We start from the raw sequence: 17,133 nt of genomic DNA on the forward strand, positions 1-17,133 counted from the left end.
TGATTAATGCAGGTGATCGGGGGCTTCGGCCTTCCTTCGCTTTCCCCGGCGGCTCGGACCGCTTTAACGCAGACTTCTAGGGTTTTTCATGACGCGCTACATATTCGTCACGGGCGGTGTTGTTTCTTCATTGGGGAAAGGCATTGCCTCGGCTTCATTGGCGGCCATCCTGGAGGCGCGGGGACTTAAGGTCACCATGCTGAAGCTGGACCCGTACATCAACGTTGACCCGGGCACCATGAGCCCGTTCCAGCACGGTGAAGTGTTCGTCACCCACGACGGCGCCGAGACCGACCTGGACCTGGGCCACTACGAGCGGTTCATCCGCACGACCATGACCCAGAACAACAACTTCACCACCGGCCGTGTCTACGAACACGTCCTGCGCAAAGAGCGCCGTGGTGATTACCTGGGTGCAACCATCCAGGTAATCCCGCACATCACCGACGAAATCAAGCGCCGCATCATCAAGGGTGCCGGCGATGCTGACGTGGCGATGGTCGAGATCGGTGGCACCGTGGGTGACATCGAGTCGCAACCGTTCCTCGAAGCGATCCGTCAATTGCGTTTCGAAGTCGGCGCCAAGCGCGCGATGCTGATGCACCTGACGCTGGTGCCGTACATCGCCACTGCCGGCGAAACCAAAACCAAACCAACCCAGCACTCGGTCAAGGAACTGCGTTCCATCGGCCTGCAGCCAGACGTGCTGGTGTGCCGTTCCGATCACCCGATCGACATCTCGTCGCGTCGCAAGATCGCGCAGTTCACCAACGTTGAAGAACGTGCGGTGATCGCGCTGGAAGATGCCGACACCATCTACAAGATCCCGGGCATCCTGCACTCTCAAGGCCTGGACGATTTCGTCGTCGAGCGTTTCGGCCTGCAATGCGGCAGCGCGGACCTGTCCGAGTGGGAAGCGGTGGTTGACGCCAAGCTGAACCCGGAACACGAAGTCACCATCGCGATGGTCGGCAAGTACATGGAGCTGCTGGACGCCTACAAGTCGCTGATCGAAGCGATGAGTCACGCCGGCATCAGCAACCGCACCAAGGTCAACCTGCGCTACATCGATTCCGAAGACATCGAAAACCAGGGCACCGCGCTGCTGGAAGGTGTCGACGCGATCCTCGTACCGGGCGGCTTCGGTCTGCGTGGCGTGGAAGGCAAGATCACCGCCGTTCAATACGCTCGCGAAAACAAGGTTCCGTACCTCGGCATCTGCCTGGGCATGCAAGTGGCCGTGATCGAGTTCGCTCGTAACGTGCTGGGCTGGAAAGACGCCAACTCCACCGAGTTCGATCGCGCCAGCGGTCATCCGGTCGTGGGTCTGATCACCGAGTGGGAAGATGCCACCGGCGCCGTCGAAACCCGTACCGAATCGTCCGACCTGGGCGGCACCATGCGCCTCGGCGCTCAGGATTGCCTGCTGGAACCGGGTTCCCTGGTGCACGATTGCTACGCCAAGGACGTGATCGTCGAGCGTCACCGTCATCGCTACGAAGTGAACAACAACCTGCTGCCGCAAATCATGGAAGCCGGCCTGAAAATCTCCGGTCGTTCCGGTGATGGCGCGCTGGTCGAAGTGGTTGAAGCCCCGGATCATCCATGGTTCGTCGCTTGCCAGTTCCACCCTGAGTTCACCTCGACACCACGCGACGGTCACCCGTTGTTCAGCGGTTTCGTTAAAGCAGCTTTGGTTCAACACCAGAAGAAGGCGTAAATCCGATGGCGCAGAAGATCATCCGTGTAGGCGATATCGAGATTGCCAACGACAAGCCAATGGTGCTTTTCGGTGGCATGAACGTGCTGGAAAGCCGCGACATGGCGATGCAGGTCTGCGAAGAATACGTAAAGGTCACCGAGAAACTCGGTATCCCTTACGTGTTCAAGGCCAGCTTCGACAAGGCCAACCGTTCCTCCGTGGCCTCTTACCGTGGCCCCGGCCTGGAAGAGGGCATGCGGATTTTCCAGGACATCAAGCAAGCCTTCGGCGTGCCGATCATCACCGACGTCCACGAGCCTGACCAGGCCGCGGTCGTCGCTGAAGTCTGCGACATCATCCAGCTGCCGGCCTTCCTGTCGCGCCAGACTGACCTCGTGGTCGCGATGGCCAAGACCGGCGCGGTGATCAACATCAAGAAAGCCCAGTTCCTCGCCCCGCATGAGATGAAACACATCCTGAGCAAATGCGTGGAAGCGGGTAACGATCAGTTGATCCTCTGCGAACGCGGTTCGAGCTTTGGCTACAACAACCTGGTCGTCGACATGCTTGGCTTCGGCATCATGAAGCAGTTCGAATACCCGGTGTTCTTCGACGTGACCCACGCGCTGCAAATGCCCGGTGGTCGCTCCGATTCCGCCGGTGGTCGTCGCGCCCAGGTCACTGACCTGGCCAAGGCAGGCATGAGCCAGTCGCTGGCCGGTCTGTTCCTCGAAGCCCACCCGGACCCGGACAACGCCAAGTGCGACGGCCCTTGCGCCTTGCGCCTGGACAAACTGGAGCCATTCCTGGCCCAGCTCAAAGCCCTGGACGAACTGGTGAAGAGTTTTCCGACGGTAGAGACCGCGTAAACCTCATTTCTCCGGTAAAGTACCGCACGATTTGTTGCTCAGGCCCTCGGGCCTGAGCCTTATCGTCCGCAAGTCTGCCTGCTGCACACCACTTGCCGACGGTAAAAGATTTCCTCTAGCTGCGTCGTTTTCGTCAACTTTGGAGTGTTTACAACAATGGCAAAAATCGTCGACATCAAAGGTCGTGAAGTTCTCGACTCCCGTGGCAATCCCACCGTGGAAGCGGACGTGCTTCTCGATAACGGCATCATCGGTAGCGCGTGCGCGCCGTCCGGTGCTTCCACTGGCTCGCGTGAAGCGCTCGAGCTGCGTGATGGCGACAAGAGCCGTTACCTGGGCAAAGGCGTACTCAAAGCCGTTGCCAACATCAACGGTCCGATCCGCGATCTGTTGCTGGGTACAGACCCAAGCGACCAGAAAGCACTGGATCACGCGATGATCAAGCTTGATGGCACCGAAAACAAAGGCTCCCTGGGCGCCAACGCGATCCTCGCCGTTTCCCTGGCCGCCGCCAAGGCCGCCGCACAGGACCAGGACCTGCCGCTGTACGCGCACATCGCCAACCTGAACGGCACCCCGGGTGTCTACTCGATGCCGGTTCCGATGATGAACATCATCAACGGTGGCGAGCACGCCGATAACAACGTCGACATCCAGGAATTCATGGTTCAGCCGGTTGGCGCCAAGTCTTTCTCGGAAGGTCTGCGCATGGGCACCGAGATTTTCCATCACCTCAAAGCTGTTCTGAAGGCCCGTGGCCTGAGCACCGCAGTGGGTGACGAAGGTGGTTTCGCACCGAACCTGGCTTCCAACGAAGACGCGTTGAAAGTGATCTCCGAGGCCGTGGCCAACGCCGGTTACAAGCTGGGCACCGACGTGACCCTGGCACTGGACTGCGCGGCCAGCGAATTCTATGAAGACGGTAAATACAACCTGTCCGGCGAAGGCCAGGTGTTCACCGCCGAAGGTTTCGCTGACTACCTGAAAGGCCTGACCGAGCGTTATCCGATCATCTCGATCGAAGACGGCCTGGACGAGTCCGACTGGGCTGGCTGGAAAATCCTCACCGACAAGATCGGCGAGAAGACCCAGCTGGTGGGCGACGACCTGTTCGTGACCAACACCAAGATCCTGAAAGAAGGCATCGATAAAAAGATCGCCAACTCGATCCTGATCAAGTTCAACCAGATCGGCACCCTGACCGAAACCCTGGAAGCCATCCAGATGGCCAAGGCCGCTGGTTACACCGCCGTGATCTCGCACCGCTCCGGCGAAACCGAAGACTCGACCATTGCCGACCTGGCGGTGGGCACTGCGGCTGGCCAGATCAAGACCGGTTCCCTGTGCCGTTCGGACCGCGTGTCCAAGTACAACCAATTGCTGCGTATCGAAGAGCAGTTGAATGGCAAAGCCAAGTACAACGGTCGCAGCGAATTCCGCGGTTAATCGTTAACTGGTAAAAAGACACCGGATTGTGTCGGAAAAATCGCTACAGCGATGGATTTGCCACTAATCTGATGCCTTATAAGCACAAGCCTGGGTCTTCCAGGCTTCGTGCTATCAGAAGCTTCAAAGTTTTGGCATGGCTGTCTTTTTTCACTGGATACCTGATATTCGATGCGCAGTCCCAATTGGTTGTTCCTCGTCTTGCTCTTGCTGCTGGCTGGCCTGCAATACCGCCTGTGGGTGGGAAATGGCAGTCTGGCGCAAGTGGCTGAGCTGACTCAGCAGATCGCAGATCAACACGCTGAGAACGAAGGGTTGCTGGAACGCAATCGGGTCATGGACGCCGAAGTCAGCGAGTTGAAAAAAGGCATGGAGACCGTGGAAGAGCGGGCTCGTCATGAGTTGGGCATGGTCAAGGACGGTGAAACCCTTTACCAGTTGGCTCAATGAATAACTCTTTACCGGCCTTCTGGGCCGTGATTCCTGCCGCGGGCGTCGGTGCCCGTATGGCCGCAGACCGTCCCAAGCAATACTTGCAATTGGGCGGGCGCACTATTCTAGAACACAGCCTTGGCTGTTTCCTTGATCATCCTGCCCTGAAGGGGTTGGTGGTCAGTCTTGCTGTTGATGATCCCTACTGGCCGAACCTGGCGTGTGCTGCCGATCCGCGTATTCAGCGGGTCGAGGGCGGCGACGAGCGTTCCGGGTCAGTGCTCAATGCCTTGCTGCATCTGCACGCTCAAGGTGCTGACGATGAAGACTGGGTGCTGGTTCACGATGCTGCACGGCCGAATCTTTCGCGTGATGATCTTGATAAGTTGCTGGGTGAGTTGGCGGACGATCCAGTGGGCGGGCTGCTGGCAGTTCCTGCCCGCGATACGCTCAAACGGGTCGACAAGCACGGTCGTGTGGTTGAAACCGTGGATCGCAGCGTGATCTGGCAGGCGTACACGCCGCAGATGTTTCGCCTCGGCGCGTTGCATCGGGCATTAGCGGACAGTCTGGTGGCGGATGCCTTGGTGACTGATGAAGCGTCGGCCATGGAGTGGGCTGGGTTGGCGCCGCGTCTGATTGAAGGGCGGTCCGATAATCTCAAGGTTACTCGCCCTGAAGATCTTGAATGGCTTCGTCAGCGTTGGGCTAATCGCCGCTGAGTTGCTCATTGGCTGTTCAACCGCCATCGCGAGCAGGCTCACTCCTGCATTGGAATGAATTTCCCTGTAGGAGTGAGCCTGCTCGCGATGGCGTTCTATCAGTCAGCAAAACTGTCACTGAAAGCGGCAATCCGAGCTAAGTTCGATACTCCGGCCGCTCAGCCAACCCTTGCTTCAAATAATCCACCAACTTGCGCACCTTCGGCGACAGATGCCGCTGCTGTGGATACAGCGCCCAAACCGCCGTGTTCGGTGGCTGGTGCGCCTCCAGCAATGAAATCAATTCGCCGTTTTTCAGGTGCTCCAGCACGTAATAGTCTGGCAGCTGACACAACCCGACACCCTGTAGTGCCGCATCCAGAACCGCTTGCCCACTGTTGCAGCGCCAGTTTCCCTGCACCCGTTGCGAAAATTCCCGCCCGTTCTGCTCCAGTTGCCACATGTCCGAACTGCCGATCAGGCAATTGTGGCGGCTGAGTTCCGACAAACTGTGTGGGCGACCATACCGTTCCACGTAGGACGGCGACGCGCACAAATACATCCGCCGTGGTGCCAGGCGCGTGGCGACCAGTCGCGAATCCTGGAGACGCCCGAGGCGGATTGCCAGGTCCAGCCCTTCGTGCACCAGGTCGAGAGGACGGTTGCTCAATTCAATGTCGACGCGCAGTTGTGGATAAAGGCCCATGAAACGGGTCACCAATGGCACGATGAAGCGTTCGCCATACGCCACGGCGCAGGTCATGCGCAGCATGCCCTTAGGCTCGCTGGTCAGGTCGCCGACCGCGCGCAAGGCTTCTTCGCGACCGTCCTGCAAGCGCTGGCAATGTTGCAAAAAGGTTTGCCCGGCTTCGGTCAGCGTCACCCGGCGAGTGCTGCGGTAAAGCAGTCGCGTCTGAAGGCGCTCTTCGAGGCGTGCGATTTGTCGGCTGATGTGAGAGGAAGAAACTCCAAGGCGTTCCGCCGCCGCCGTGAATTGGCTGCACTCGGCCACGGCGACGAACTCGTCGATTCCTTCCCAGCGGTTTTCAGACATCCAGGATTATCCCTGTGTGGCAATAATGTTTTGCTTTTGCCCGGATTATTCCTCGTAGCGCGCTGTATTACACTCCTTGTCTCGTTTTTATTCACTGGAGAATCCACATGATCAAGTCGCGCGCTGCCGTTGCCTTCGAGGCCAAGAAACCCCTCGAGATCGTCGAAGTCGATGTCGCCATGCCCAAGGCCGGTGAAGTTCTGTTGCGAGTGGTGGCCTCCGGTGTCTGCCATACCGATGCCTACACCCTGTCGGGCGCTGACCCGGAAGGCATCTTCCCGTCGATCCTCGGTCACGAAGGTGGCGCGGTGGTTGAGGCGATCGGTGAGGGCGTGACCTCCGTCGCGGTCGGCGACCATGTGATCCCGCTGTACACCCCGGAATGTCGTCAGTGCAAATTCTGTCTGTCGGGAAAAACCAACCTGTGTCAGGCGATTCGCGCGACTCAAGGCAAGGGCCTGATGCCGGATGGCACTTCGCGCTTTTCCTACAAGGGCCAGCCAATTTTCCACTACATGGGGACCTCGACATTCTCCGAGTACACCGTGCTGCCGGAAATCTCCGTCGCCAAAATTCCAAAAGAAGCACCACTGGAAAAAGTCTGCCTGCTGGGCTGCGGTGTCACCACCGGTATCGGTGCAGTCCTCAATACCGCCAAGGTAAAACCAGGTGATACCGTCGCCATTTTCGGTCTGGGCGGCATCGGTTTGTCAGCCATCATCGGTGCGGTCAAGGCCAAGGCTGGTCGCATCATCGCCATCGACATCAACCCGGCGAAGTTCGAGATCGCCAAGCAGCTCGGTGCAACCGACTGCGTGAACCCGAAAGATTTCGACCGTCCGATCCAGGAAGTCATCGTCGACATGACTGACGGCGGCGTCGACTTTTCCTTCGAGTGCATCGGCAATGTGCAATTGATGCGTGCGGCCCTTGAGTGCTGCCACAAGGGTTGGGGTGAGTCGGTGATTATCGGGGTGGCCGGTGCCGGCCAGGAAATCTCAACCCGTCCATTCCAGCTGGTGACCGGTCGTGTCTGGCGCGGTTCGGCATTCGGCGGCGTGCGCGGTCGTACCGAATTGCCAAGCTACGTCGAGATGGCCGAAACCGGCGAAATCCCGCTGGATACGTTTATCACCCACACCATGGGCCTGGAAGACATCAACAAGGCTTTCGACCTGATGCACGAAGGCAAAAGCATCCGTAGCGTCATCCATTTCTGAGGTCGGTCATGAGCCTGGAAAATATCTCCTGCCAGAAAAGCTTCGGTGGCTGGCACAAACGCTACAAGCACCGCTCCGATGTCCTCGGCTGCGACATGGTGTTCGCCGTGTACCTGCCGCCGCAGGCGGAGCAGGGCGGCAAGTTGCCGGTGCTGTATTGGTTGTCCGGCCTGACCTGTACCGACGAAAACTTCATGCACAAGGCCGGCGCGATGCGCATGGCCGCCGAGCTTGGGTTGATCATCGTTGCGCCGGACACCAGCCCTCGCGGACCCGATGTGCCAGGTGATCCGGACGGCGCCTGGGACTTCGGTCTTGGTGCCGGGTTTTATCTGAATGCCACGCAGGAACCCTGGTCCCGGCACTATCGGATGCATGACTATGTCGTGCAGGAATTGCCGGCATTGGTCGAAGCCCATTTCCCGGCGTCGGACAAGCGCGGCATCAGCGGTCACTCCATGGGTGGCCACGGGGCGCTGGTCTGCGCCTTGCGCAATCCGGGGCGTTACCAATCGGTGTCGGCGTTCTCGCCGATCAACAATCCGATGGATTGCCCGTGGGGGCAGAAAGCGTTTTCCCGCTACCTGGGCGAAGACCGCTCGAAGTGGCGCGAATGGGATGCCTGCGCACTGATCGCCGAGGCCGACGAAAAGTTGCCGTTGCTGGTCGATCAAGGTGACCGTGATGATTTCCTGGCGACTCAGCTCAAGCCTGAGGCCTTGCAACAGGCGGCCAAACTGGCCGGTCATCCGCTGACGTTGCGCCTGCAACCGGGCTACGACCACAGCTATTTCTTCATCGCCAGCTTCATTGACGACCACTTGCAGCATCACGCACGCGCTCTAGGCGCCTAATGCAGGTAGAATCACGCCCTGACAAAAATCGGGGCGTTTTTTTATGCGTATTGGCCACGGCTATGATGTGCATCGTTTCGCTGAAGGCGATTTCATTACTCTGGGCGGTGTGCGCATTGCACACGGCTTCGGGCTGCTCGCTCACTCCGACGGTGACGTCCTGCTGCACGCCTTGAGCGATGCCTTGCTCGGCGCCGCTGCGCTGGGTGATATCGGCAAGCACTTCCCGGACACCGACCCGACATTCAAGGGCGCCGACAGCCGCGTGCTGTTGCGTCACGTCGTCGCACTGATCCACGCCAAAGGCTGGAAAGTCGGCAACGTCGATAACACCATCGTCGCCCAGGCGCCGAAAATGGCCCCGTATATCGAATCGATGCGCGCGCTGATTGCCGCGGATCTTCAAGTTGAGTTGGATCAAGTGAACGTGAAAGCTACCACCACCGAAAAGCTTGGCTTTGTCGGTCGCGAAGAAGGCATTGCCGTGCATTCCGTTGCCTTGTTGCTGCGCGCATGAACGAAGCGCAATTGCTCGGCCCGCGAGCCTATGGCGACGCCCTCGGTACGGCGGTTCTGAAAGCCACCGCAGAAGATTTTCAGGTCGATGAAGTACTCGATATCCCCCTCAGTGGCGATGGCGAACACTTGTGGATCTGGGTGGAAAAGCGCGGTCTCAATACCGAAGAAGCGGCACGGCGCATTGCCAAGGCGGCGGGTGTGCCATTGCGCACCGTCAGCTATGCAGGCCTCAAGGATCGTCAGGCGCTGACTCGCCAGTGGTTCAGCGTGCAGCTGCCGGGCAAGGCCGACCCTGATTTGTCGGCGGCCGAAAACGACACGCTGAAAATCCTCAAGACCGGTCGGCACAAGCGCAAGCTGCAACGCGGTGCCCATTCGGCGAATGGCTTCACCTTGCGCCTGACGCAATTCGCTGGCGACAAAGCCGCGATTGAAGAGCGGCTGCAGCTGATCGCCAAGCAAGGTATTCCCAATTATTTCGGTGCCCAGCGTTTCGGCTTTGATGGCGGTAACGTGGTCGATGCCCGTGCCTGGGCCGCGCGCAAGGCGTTGCCTGAGCAGCGCAATGTCCGTTCGCGTCTGCTCTCCACTGCCCGCAGCTTCCTGTTCAACCAGGTATTGGCGGCGCGTGTGGCCGATGGCACCTGGCAGCAAGCGCAGGTTGGCGATCTGCTGGCCTTCACCGACAGCCGCAGTTTTTTTCCGGCAGGTGAAGCCGAGTGCAGCGACCCGCGCCTGGCAATTCTCGACCTGCACCCGACCGGTCCCCAGTGGGGCGAAGGTGACTCGCCGGCGACCGGCGCTGTCCATGTACTGGAGCAGGCAATCGCCGCTCGCGAAGCGGATCTGCGCGATTGGTTGATTAACGCCGGAATGAACCACGAACGTCGCATCCTGCGGCTGCCCATTGGTGGGTTGACGTGGCATTATCCGGAGCCTGACATTCTGCAACTGGAATTCGTCCTCCCGGCCGGATGCTTTGCCACCGTATTGGTGCGCGAGCTTGTTGATCTGGTGCCGGTGGGGCAGACGGACAGCCCATGCGTATTCTGATTTCTAACGACGATGGGGTAGCCGCACCCGGTCTCGCCGCGCTTTATGCTGCGCTGGCGGATTACACCGAGTGCGTGGTTATCGCCCCGGACCAGGACAAAAGCGGCGCCAGCAGTTCGCTGACGCTCGACCGTCCGTTGCACCCGCAAACCCTGGCCAACGGCTTTATCAGCCTGAACGGCACACCCACCGATTGCGTGCACCTGGGCCTTAACGGCTTGCTGGAGCGCGAACCGGACATGGTGGTTTCCGGCATCAACCTGGGCGCCAACCTGGGCGACGACGTGCTGTATTCCGGCACCGTTGCGGCGGCACTCGAGGGCCGTTTCCTTGAGCGTCCTTCGTTCGCCTTTTCGTTGGTCTCACGGCAAGTGGAGAACCTTCCCACGGCCGCTTACTTTGCGCGCAAACTGGTCGAGGCTCATGCTGACCTCGACTTGCCACCGCGTACGGTACTGAGCGTGAATATTCCCAATTTGCCGCTGGACCACATTCGCGGTATTCAGCTGACCCGCCTCGGGCACCGCGCACGTGCTGCGGCACCGATGAAAGTGGTCGACCCGCGCGGCAAGTCCGGTTACTGGATCGCCGCCGCCGGGGACGCCGAGGATGGTGGCCCGGGCACCGACTTTCATGCGGTGATGCAGGGCTTTGTCTCGATTACTCCGCTGCAACTGGATCGCACCTTCAATGATGCCTTCAGAAGTCTCGATGGCTGGTTGGAGGGGTTGCGCTAATGGCTCGTGAACAAGACGATATTCTGCGTCGCGGCATCGGAATGACCTCGCAACGAACCCGCGAGCGCCTGATTCAGCGTCTGTATGAGGAAGGGGTTTCCAACGCCAAGGTGCTGGAAGTCATCCGTCGTACACCGCGTCACCTGTTCGTCGACGAAGCGCTGGCTCATCGCGCCTACGAAGACACGGCCCTGCCGATCGGACACAACCAGACCATCTCCCAGCCTTATATGGTGGCGCGCATGAGCGAGCTGCTGCTGGAGGCCGGTCCCTTGGACAAGGTGATGGAAATCGGTACCGGCTCGGGTTACCAGACGGCGGTGCTGTCGCAGCTGGTTGAACGGGTGTTCTCCGTGGAGCGCATCAAGGTGTTGCAGGACCGGGCCAAGGAACGCCTGGTGGAGCTGAATCTGCGCAACGTGGTGTTCCGCTGGGGCGATGGTTGGGAAGGCTGGCCGGCACTGGCGCCATACAACGGCATTATCGTGACCGCAGTGGCGACCGATGTACCCCAGGCGTTGCTGGATCAATTGGCGCCTGGCGGGCGACTGGTGATTCCTGTCGGCTCCGGTGAGGTGCAGCAACTGATGCTGATCATCCGCGAAGAACAAGGCTTTTCACGTCGTGTTCTGGGGTCGGTTCGCTTCGTGCCACTGCTCAACGGGCCGCTGGCCTGAGCATTTGTTCAAGTACGCTGAATTCTCTTCGATTGCCCGGGTCTTACAGCGGCATAGATGGGTTAAACAGGATTCATCGGCCGGCAGCAAACGTGTGCGCGAAGCGATTTCGCTTCATTAAAGGTAAAGCCTGTTCGGCCCGTTATACTTGCGACATTTCGTGCCGAAACACGGCAATCCACTATTTCAGCCACCAAAAAGGGAGCGGCGGGTGAGTCTCACAGTCATTGCGCAGCGTATGGGTACAAAGAGCTTTCAGCGCCTGGTGACTGGCCTCGTCTTGAGCACCTTGCTGGTCGGTTGCTCCAGTTCCAAAACGAGTGACGTGCGTGTCGTCGATCGCAACAAGTCCGTCGCCCAGCGTCCGGCGGTGACCACGGGTCAATACGTCGTTCGACCAAAAGATACGTTGTTCTCGATCGCTTTTCGCTACGGCTGGGACTACAAAGCCCTCGCCGCACGGAACAATATTCCTACGCCGTATACGATCCATCCGGGTCAGACAATTCGCTTTGACGGTCGCACCGGATCAACGTCGGCGGCGGTAGCCAGTGCTACCGATTCAACGCCTTCGTCGTCGCTGAAAACCACGGTAATCCGGCGCCAGCCAAATGGCGCAACCACCAGCACAGCGGTGGTTGCACCGTCCGTCGCCAGCAAGCCGACCCCCGCTCCGATGCCTCCTGCCGGCCCGGCCCCGACCGGCTGGGGATGGCCATCTAATGGCATTCTGATTGGAAAGTTCTCCTCAAACGGTAGTTTGAATAAAGGAATTGATATCGCCGGGGATTTGGGACAGCCTGTTTTAGCTGCGTCTGATGGGACGGTGGTATACGCCGGGAGTGGCTTAAGGGGCTACGGCGAATTAGTCATCATCAAACACAGCGACACCTACGTCAGTGCCTACGGACATAACCGCAGGCTGTTGGTTCGGGAGGGGCAGCAGGTCAAGGTCGGACAGACAATTGCCGAAATGGGGTCAACGGGTACAGACCGGGTGAAACTGCATTTTGAGATTCGCCGACAAGGTAAACCTGTAGATCCACTGCAGTTCCTGCCACGTCGTTGATTTGTTACCAGCCTGTTCCGTCACGTAGAGGGGACAGGCTCCAGCGTTGCCAAGGATAAAGGCGCCGCTTGAGCTTGGGGTCGAACTCACCAAAGGACTATAACAATGGCTCTCAGTAAAGAAGTGCCGGAGTTTGACATCGACGATGAGGTTCTCCTTATGGAGACCGGCATCGCTACGGATTCGATGTCGAATGATGAAGGGGCTGCTCCACCTTCCGTTCGTGCCAAATCCAAACACTCCGCTTCGCTAAAGCAACACAAGTACATCGACTACACGCGGGCACTTGATGCCACGCAACTGTACCTCAACGAAATCGGCTTTTCCCCGCTGCTCTCCCCGGAAGAAGAAGTTCATTTTGCGCGTCTGTCGCAAAGTGGTGATCCGGCCGGGCGCAAACGCATGATTGAAAGCAACCTGCGGCTGGTGGTGAAAATCGCCCGGCGTTACGTCAATCGTGGGTTGTCGCTGCTGGACCTGATCGAAGAGGGCAACCTCGGACTGATCCGGGCAGTGGAGAAATTCGATCCTGAGCGCGGCTTCCGCTTTTCAACCTACGCAACCTGGTGGATTCGTCAGACCATCGAGCGCGCAATCATGAATCAGACCCGGACCATCCGGTTGCCGATCCATGTGGTCAAAGAGCTCAACGTGTACCTGCGGGCTGCACGAGAGCTGACCCAAAAACTCGATCACGAACCCTCACCCGAAGAAATCGCCAACCTGCTGGAAAAACCAGTGGCAGAGGTCAAGCGCATGCTCGGCTTGAACGAGCGGGTTTCTTCGGTCGACGTCTCGCTGGGTCCGGATTCGGATAAAACCCTGCTGGACACCCTTACAGATGACCGACCAACCGATCCATGTGAGCTGTTGCAGGATGACGACCTGTCCCAGAGCATCGATCAATGGCTTTCGGAACTGACCGACAAGCAACGCGAAGTGGTGGTACGCCGCTTCGGCCTGCGCGGTCACGAGAGCAGCACACTTGAAGACGTGGGCCTGGAGATCGGCCTGACCCGGGAACGGGTCAGACAGATTCAGGTGGAAGGCCTGAAACGTCTTCGGGAGATTCTCGAGAAGAACGGCCTGTCGAGCGAGTCGCTGTTTCAGTAAGCAACGCGCTTGAGTAGCATTAAAAAACCTCGACTGGTTCGGGGTTTTTTAATGCCTGGGAGATGGCTGGCAAGCGCCTCAGGATTGTAGTTTCGCGCTGTAAGTCTTTGCTTACTCTTTCGTAAGTGTTCGTTATTTTTACAGTGTGGCAGTCGCTCATCTGATACGTCTGCTCGAGTTATCTAATTGATTTATATGGTTATTAATAAAGATTAAAAGCATATGACAGAGAGTTGTGCGGATTGGGAGCGATTGCGCTTGGTGGGGAACTCTCTAGTATCTGAACTGTGTCAACGGACAGACACACCCTTCAAGGATGAGGGGAATGGACATCGCAGGGAAGCGATTCATCAGGACGATGAAAAGGAACACAGGGAATAGGGAAAAAATGTGGGCGGGTCAAACCGCCCCTTTTTTTTTCCTGCAGAAAAGCAAAAAGGCCCCCTAGGGGCCTTTTCGAGAACGCGGGGGAAATCAGCGTTCGAGGTCTTTGATCTTGCCTTTGACGCCATCCCACTCTTCAGCGTCGGGCAGCGATTCTTTCTTCTCGGTGATGTTGGGCCAGATTTCGGCCAACTCAACGTTCAGCTGAATGAACTGCTGCATGTCTTCCGGGACTTCATCTTCAGAGAAGATGGCCACGGCAGGGCATTCTGGTTCGCACAATGCGCAGTCGATGCACTCATCCGGGTGAATCACCAGGAAGTTCGGGCCTTCGTAAAAGCAGTCCACCGGACAGACTTCTACGCAGTCGGTGTACTTGCACTTGATGCAGTTGTCGGTGACGACGAAGGTCATTTCTAATTTTCTCCTCAGGCGGCGGCAGCGGAGCCCCTTCTTGTTGGGGTCGCCAGGTTTGGGAGCGATAGTCTGCAGGCCAGGCTATTAGCCTGCAGCATCCCAAACCGCGCGAGATTCTAACAGCTTGCAGGCAAGTGCGTTAGATCCGTGTCTTTAGTGTATAGAGCATTTCTAACGCGCGACGCGGTGTCATGTCATCCAGATCCAGTTTAGCCAGTTCATCCAGCACCGGATGCGGCAGGCTGGCGAACATATCGCTCTGCTGCGGCGCGGCCGGTTTGCCTCTGGCTGGTTTCGGAACTTCATGGGGCAGAGCAGTCGCTTCCAGTCGGCCCAGGTGCTCGCGAGCACGCACGATCACTTCACTCGGCACACCGGCCAACTGCGCAACTGCCAGGCCGTAGCTCTGGCTGGCAGGCCCGGGCAGCACGTGGTGCAGGAACACGATGCGCTCGTTGTGCTCGGTGGCATTAAGGTGAACGTTGGCCACCAGCGGCTGGGCTTCCGGTAACACCGTCAGCTCAAAGTAGTGGGTGGCAAACAGCGTGTAAGCCCGCAGATGCGCCAGACGTTCGGCGGCAGCCCAGGCCAGGGACAGGCCATCGAAGGTGCTGGTGCCGCGACCGACTTCGTCCATCAGTACCAAGCTACGTTCGGTGGCGTTGTGCAGAATGTTCGCGGTTTCGCTCATTTCGACCATGAAAGTCGATCGCCCGCCCGCCAGGTCATCGCTGGAACCGATCCGGGTGAAGATCCGGTCCACCAGAGACAATTCGCAACTGGCTGCCGGCACGAAACTGCCAATGTGCGCCAGCAGCACGATCAACGCGGTCTGGCGCATGTAGGTGGATTTACCGCCCATGTTCGGACCGGTGATCACCAGCATGCGCGTGTTGTCGTCGAGGCTCAGGTCGTTGGCCACGAACGGCGTGGTCAGCACTTGCTCGACCACCGGGTGGCGACCCTGGGAGATGCGCATGCACGGCTCGTCAACGAAGCGCGGGCAGTTCAGGTCGAGGTTCAGCGCACGCTCGGCAAGGTTGCTCAGCACGTCCAGCTCGGCCAGTGCCGCGGCGGTGTCCTGCAACGGTGGCAACTGGGCGATCAGGTCTTCGAGCAGCGCTTCGTACAGCATCTTCTCGCGGGCCAGGGCGCGGCTCTTGGCTGACAACGCCTTGTCCTCGAACGCTTTCAGTTCCGGCGTGATGAATCGCTCGGCACCTTTGAGCGTCTGGCGGCGGATGTAGTCGGCCGGGGCCGATTCAGCCTGCTTGCTCGGCAACTCGATGAAGTAACCGTGAATGCGGTTGTAGCCAACCTTCAGGTGCGACAGGCCGGTGCGAGCCTTCTCCCGTGCTTCCAGGTCGATCAGGAACTGCCCGGCGTTTTCGCTGAGCGATTGCAAGTCGTCCAACTCGGCGTCGTAACCGGTCTTCAACACACCGCCGTCACGGATCACCGCCGGCGGGTTGTCGATGATGGCTTTTTCCAGCAGCGCCGCAAGTTCCGGGTAGGTGCTGGTGGTCTTCGCCAGTTGAATGATGTGCGGCGCTTCCAGTTCAGTCATCGCCACTTGCAATTCTGGCAATGCACCGAGCGCATCGCGCAGGCGAGCCAAGTCGCGAGGACGGGCATTGCGCAGGCCGATCCGCGCCAGAATCCGCTCGATGTCACCGATTTCCTTGAGCTGCGGTTGCAGTTTTTCGAAACGGTAACCGTCGAGCAGGCAGGTGATCGAGGTCTGTCGCGCCAGCAATACGGTCAGATCCCGCAGCGGACGGTTCAGCCAGCGGGTCAGCAGGCGGCTGCCCATGGCGGTCTGGCAACGGTCTACCACCGACTGCAACGTGTTGTCGCGGCCTCCGGCCAGGTTGGTGTCCAGTTCCAGGTTGCGACGGCTCGCGCCGTCCAGCACCACGGTCTCATCCAGGCGTTCATGGCGCAGGCTGCGCAAATGGGGCAGGGCGGTGCGCTGGGTTTCCTTGGCGTAGCTGAGCAGGCAACCGGCGGCGCCGATGGCCAGGGTCAGGTTCTCGCAACCGAAGCCTTTCAGGTCCTGGGTGGAGAATTGCTGGCAAAGGCTTTTCAGTGCCGAGTCGCGTTCGAAATCCCACGGCGCACGGCGACGAACCCCGCGACGTTTTTCCGCCGGCAGGTCCTTTGGCCAGTCATCGGGAATCATCAGCTCCACCGGATTGACCCGCTCCAGCTCCGCCAGCAGGTTTTCCCAGCCCTTTATTTCCAGCACGGTGAAGTTGCCGCTGGTGATGTCCAGCACCGCCAGACCGAACAGACGTTCGTCACCCAACACCGCCGCGATCAGGTTGTCCCGACGCTCATCCAGCAGCGCTTCATCACTGACCGTGCCCGGCGTGATGATCCGCACCACCTGACGATCCACCGGCCCCTTGCTGGTGGCCGGATCGCCGACCTGTTCACAGATCACCACCGATTCGCCGAGCTTCACCAGTTTCGCCAGGTAGCCTTCGGCGGCGTGGTAAGGAATCCCACACATCGGAATCGCCTGACCGGCCGACTGCCCACGGGCCGTCAGGGTGATGTCCAGCAACTTGGCGGCCTTCTTCGCGTCTTCATAGAAGATCTCGTAGAAGTCGCCCATGCGGTAGAACATCAGCTGGTCGGGGTGCTGGTTCTTCAGGCGCCAGTATTGCTGCATCATTGGCGTGTGGGAGGACAGATCGGACAGTGCTTTATTCATCGGATATCAGGCAAATTCGTTGAAAGGTGTAGGGCAAAGGAGGGACATCAGCCCGGCTTTTCCGCGATGGGCGCAAGGTTAACATGAGCGGTCTGCCGGACGCAGGCATGAAAGCCCTGCCGCACATTTCTGATGTTTATGCATGATTTATGCGAATCAGCATTTGT

At 58.9% G+C, this 17,133-nt stretch carries 16 protein-coding genes; 13 read left to right on the plus strand and 3 right to left on the minus strand.

The window, feature by feature from the left end; translation table 11 throughout:
* The first annotated feature begins 88 nt into the window (after positions 1 to 88).
* From FHL16_RS12185 to ispD, 5 genes are all read left to right on the plus strand, one after another.
* Entirely contained in the window at positions 89 to 1,720 is a 1,632-nt protein-coding gene (locus tag FHL16_RS12185) for a CTP synthase (protein WP_010462795.1), read from the plus strand.
* 5 nt (positions 1,721 to 1,725) lie between these two features.
* Positions 1,726 to 2,571, plus strand: coding sequence for a 3-deoxy-8-phosphooctulonate synthase (gene kdsA, locus FHL16_RS12190; RefSeq protein WP_010462794.1), 846 nt, complete (start codon positions 1,726 to 1,728; stop codon positions 2,569 to 2,571).
* A gap of 156 nt (positions 2,572 to 2,727) precedes the next feature.
* Positions 2,728 to 4,017 (plus strand): phosphopyruvate hydratase, encoded by a 1,290-nt coding sequence (gene eno / locus FHL16_RS12195; RefSeq protein ID WP_010462792.1) that lies wholly within the window; start codon positions 2,728 to 2,730, stop codon positions 4,015 to 4,017.
* A 171-nt stretch (positions 4,018 to 4,188) separates the two neighbouring features.
* On the plus strand, positions 4,189 to 4,467 hold the full coding sequence (ftsB, locus tag FHL16_RS12200) for a cell division protein FtsB (protein WP_008028992.1): 279 nt from the start codon (positions 4,189 to 4,191) through the stop codon (positions 4,465 to 4,467).
* Positions 4,464 to 5,171 carry a 2-C-methyl-D-erythritol 4-phosphate cytidylyltransferase gene (gene ispD, locus FHL16_RS12205; RefSeq protein WP_010462788.1) on the plus strand — a complete coding sequence of 236 codons (708 nt, stop codon included), beginning with the start codon at positions 4,464 to 4,466 and terminating at the stop codon, positions 5,169 to 5,171. Before ftsB ends, ispD begins: the two co-directional genes overlap by 4 nt.
* Positions 5,172 to 5,307: 136 nt before the next feature.
* Here ispD and FHL16_RS12210 read toward each other — a convergent pair whose 3' ends face one another.
* The gene (locus tag FHL16_RS12210) at positions 5,308 to 6,204 is read right to left on the minus strand and encodes a LysR substrate-binding domain-containing protein (RefSeq protein ID WP_010462786.1); all 897 of its coding nucleotides are present in this window, start codon (positions 6,202 to 6,204) and stop codon (positions 5,308 to 5,310) included.
* Positions 6,205 to 6,311: 107 nt separating this feature from the next.
* On the opposite strand from FHL16_RS12210, the gene FHL16_RS12215 reads away from it, so the two are divergent.
* The 8 genes from FHL16_RS12215 to rpoS all read left to right on the plus strand — a co-directional run bounded on the left by FHL16_RS12215 (position 6,312) and on the right by rpoS (position 13,446).
* Positions 6,312 to 7,424 carry an S-(hydroxymethyl)glutathione dehydrogenase/class III alcohol dehydrogenase gene (locus FHL16_RS12215; protein ID WP_010462785.1) on the plus strand — a complete coding sequence of 371 codons (1,113 nt, stop codon included), beginning with the start codon at positions 6,312 to 6,314 and terminating at the stop codon, positions 7,422 to 7,424.
* Positions 7,425 to 7,432: 8 nt separating this feature from the next.
* Positions 7,433 to 8,278 (plus strand): S-formylglutathione hydrolase, encoded by an 846-nt coding sequence (gene fghA / locus FHL16_RS12220; RefSeq protein ID WP_010462782.1) that lies wholly within the window; start codon positions 7,433 to 7,435, stop codon positions 8,276 to 8,278.
* A gap of 43 nt (positions 8,279 to 8,321) precedes the next feature.
* Positions 8,322 to 8,795, plus strand: a complete 474-nt coding sequence (ispF, locus tag FHL16_RS12225) for a 2-C-methyl-D-erythritol 2,4-cyclodiphosphate synthase (RefSeq protein WP_077748333.1) — start codon at positions 8,322 to 8,324, stop codon at positions 8,793 to 8,795.
* On the plus strand, positions 8,792 to 9,850 hold the full coding sequence (truD, locus tag FHL16_RS12230; RefSeq protein WP_077748334.1) for a tRNA pseudouridine(13) synthase TruD: 1,059 nt from the start codon (positions 8,792 to 8,794) through the stop codon (positions 9,848 to 9,850). Before ispF ends, truD begins: the two co-directional genes overlap by 4 nt.
* On the plus strand, positions 9,838 to 10,587 hold the full coding sequence (gene surE / locus FHL16_RS12235) for a 5'/3'-nucleotidase SurE (protein WP_077748335.1): 750 nt from the start codon (positions 9,838 to 9,840) through the stop codon (positions 10,585 to 10,587). The genes truD and surE overlap by 13 nt, the downstream gene beginning before the upstream one ends.
* Before the next feature lie 41 nt (positions 10,588 to 10,628).
* Complete coding sequence (locus FHL16_RS12240) at positions 10,629 to 11,264, plus strand: protein-L-isoaspartate(D-aspartate) O-methyltransferase (protein WP_010462773.1); 636 nt, start codon at positions 10,629 to 10,631, stop codon at positions 11,262 to 11,264.
* 211 nt (positions 11,265 to 11,475) lie between these two features.
* A complete protein-coding gene (locus FHL16_RS12245) occupies positions 11,476 to 12,333 on the plus strand; it encodes a peptidoglycan DD-metalloendopeptidase family protein (protein WP_077748336.1) in 858 nt (285 codons plus the stop codon).
* A 105-nt stretch (positions 12,334 to 12,438) separates the two neighbouring features.
* On the plus strand, positions 12,439 to 13,446 hold the full coding sequence (gene rpoS / locus FHL16_RS12250) for an RNA polymerase sigma factor RpoS (protein WP_010462770.1): 1,008 nt from the start codon (positions 12,439 to 12,441) through the stop codon (positions 13,444 to 13,446).
* A gap of 474 nt (positions 13,447 to 13,920) precedes the next feature.
* Here rpoS and fdxA read toward each other — a convergent pair whose 3' ends face one another.
* Both fdxA and mutS read right to left on the minus strand, forming a co-directional pair.
* Positions 13,921 to 14,244, minus strand: a complete 324-nt coding sequence (gene fdxA / locus FHL16_RS12255) for a ferredoxin FdxA (protein WP_008154011.1) — start codon at positions 14,242 to 14,244, stop codon at positions 13,921 to 13,923.
* Between the two features lie 142 nt (positions 14,245 to 14,386).
* Positions 14,387 to 16,954 carry a DNA mismatch repair protein MutS gene (gene mutS / locus FHL16_RS12260; RefSeq protein ID WP_177346233.1) on the minus strand — a complete coding sequence of 856 codons (2,568 nt, stop codon included), beginning with the start codon at positions 16,952 to 16,954 and terminating at the stop codon, positions 14,387 to 14,389.
* Positions 16,955 to 17,133 lie beyond the last annotated feature (179 nt).

It is taken from the genome of Pseudomonas sp. FSL W5-0299, from assembly GCF_005930655.1.
Classification (GTDB): Bacteria; Pseudomonadota; Gammaproteobacteria; order Pseudomonadales; family Pseudomonadaceae; genus Aquipseudomonas; species Aquipseudomonas mandelii.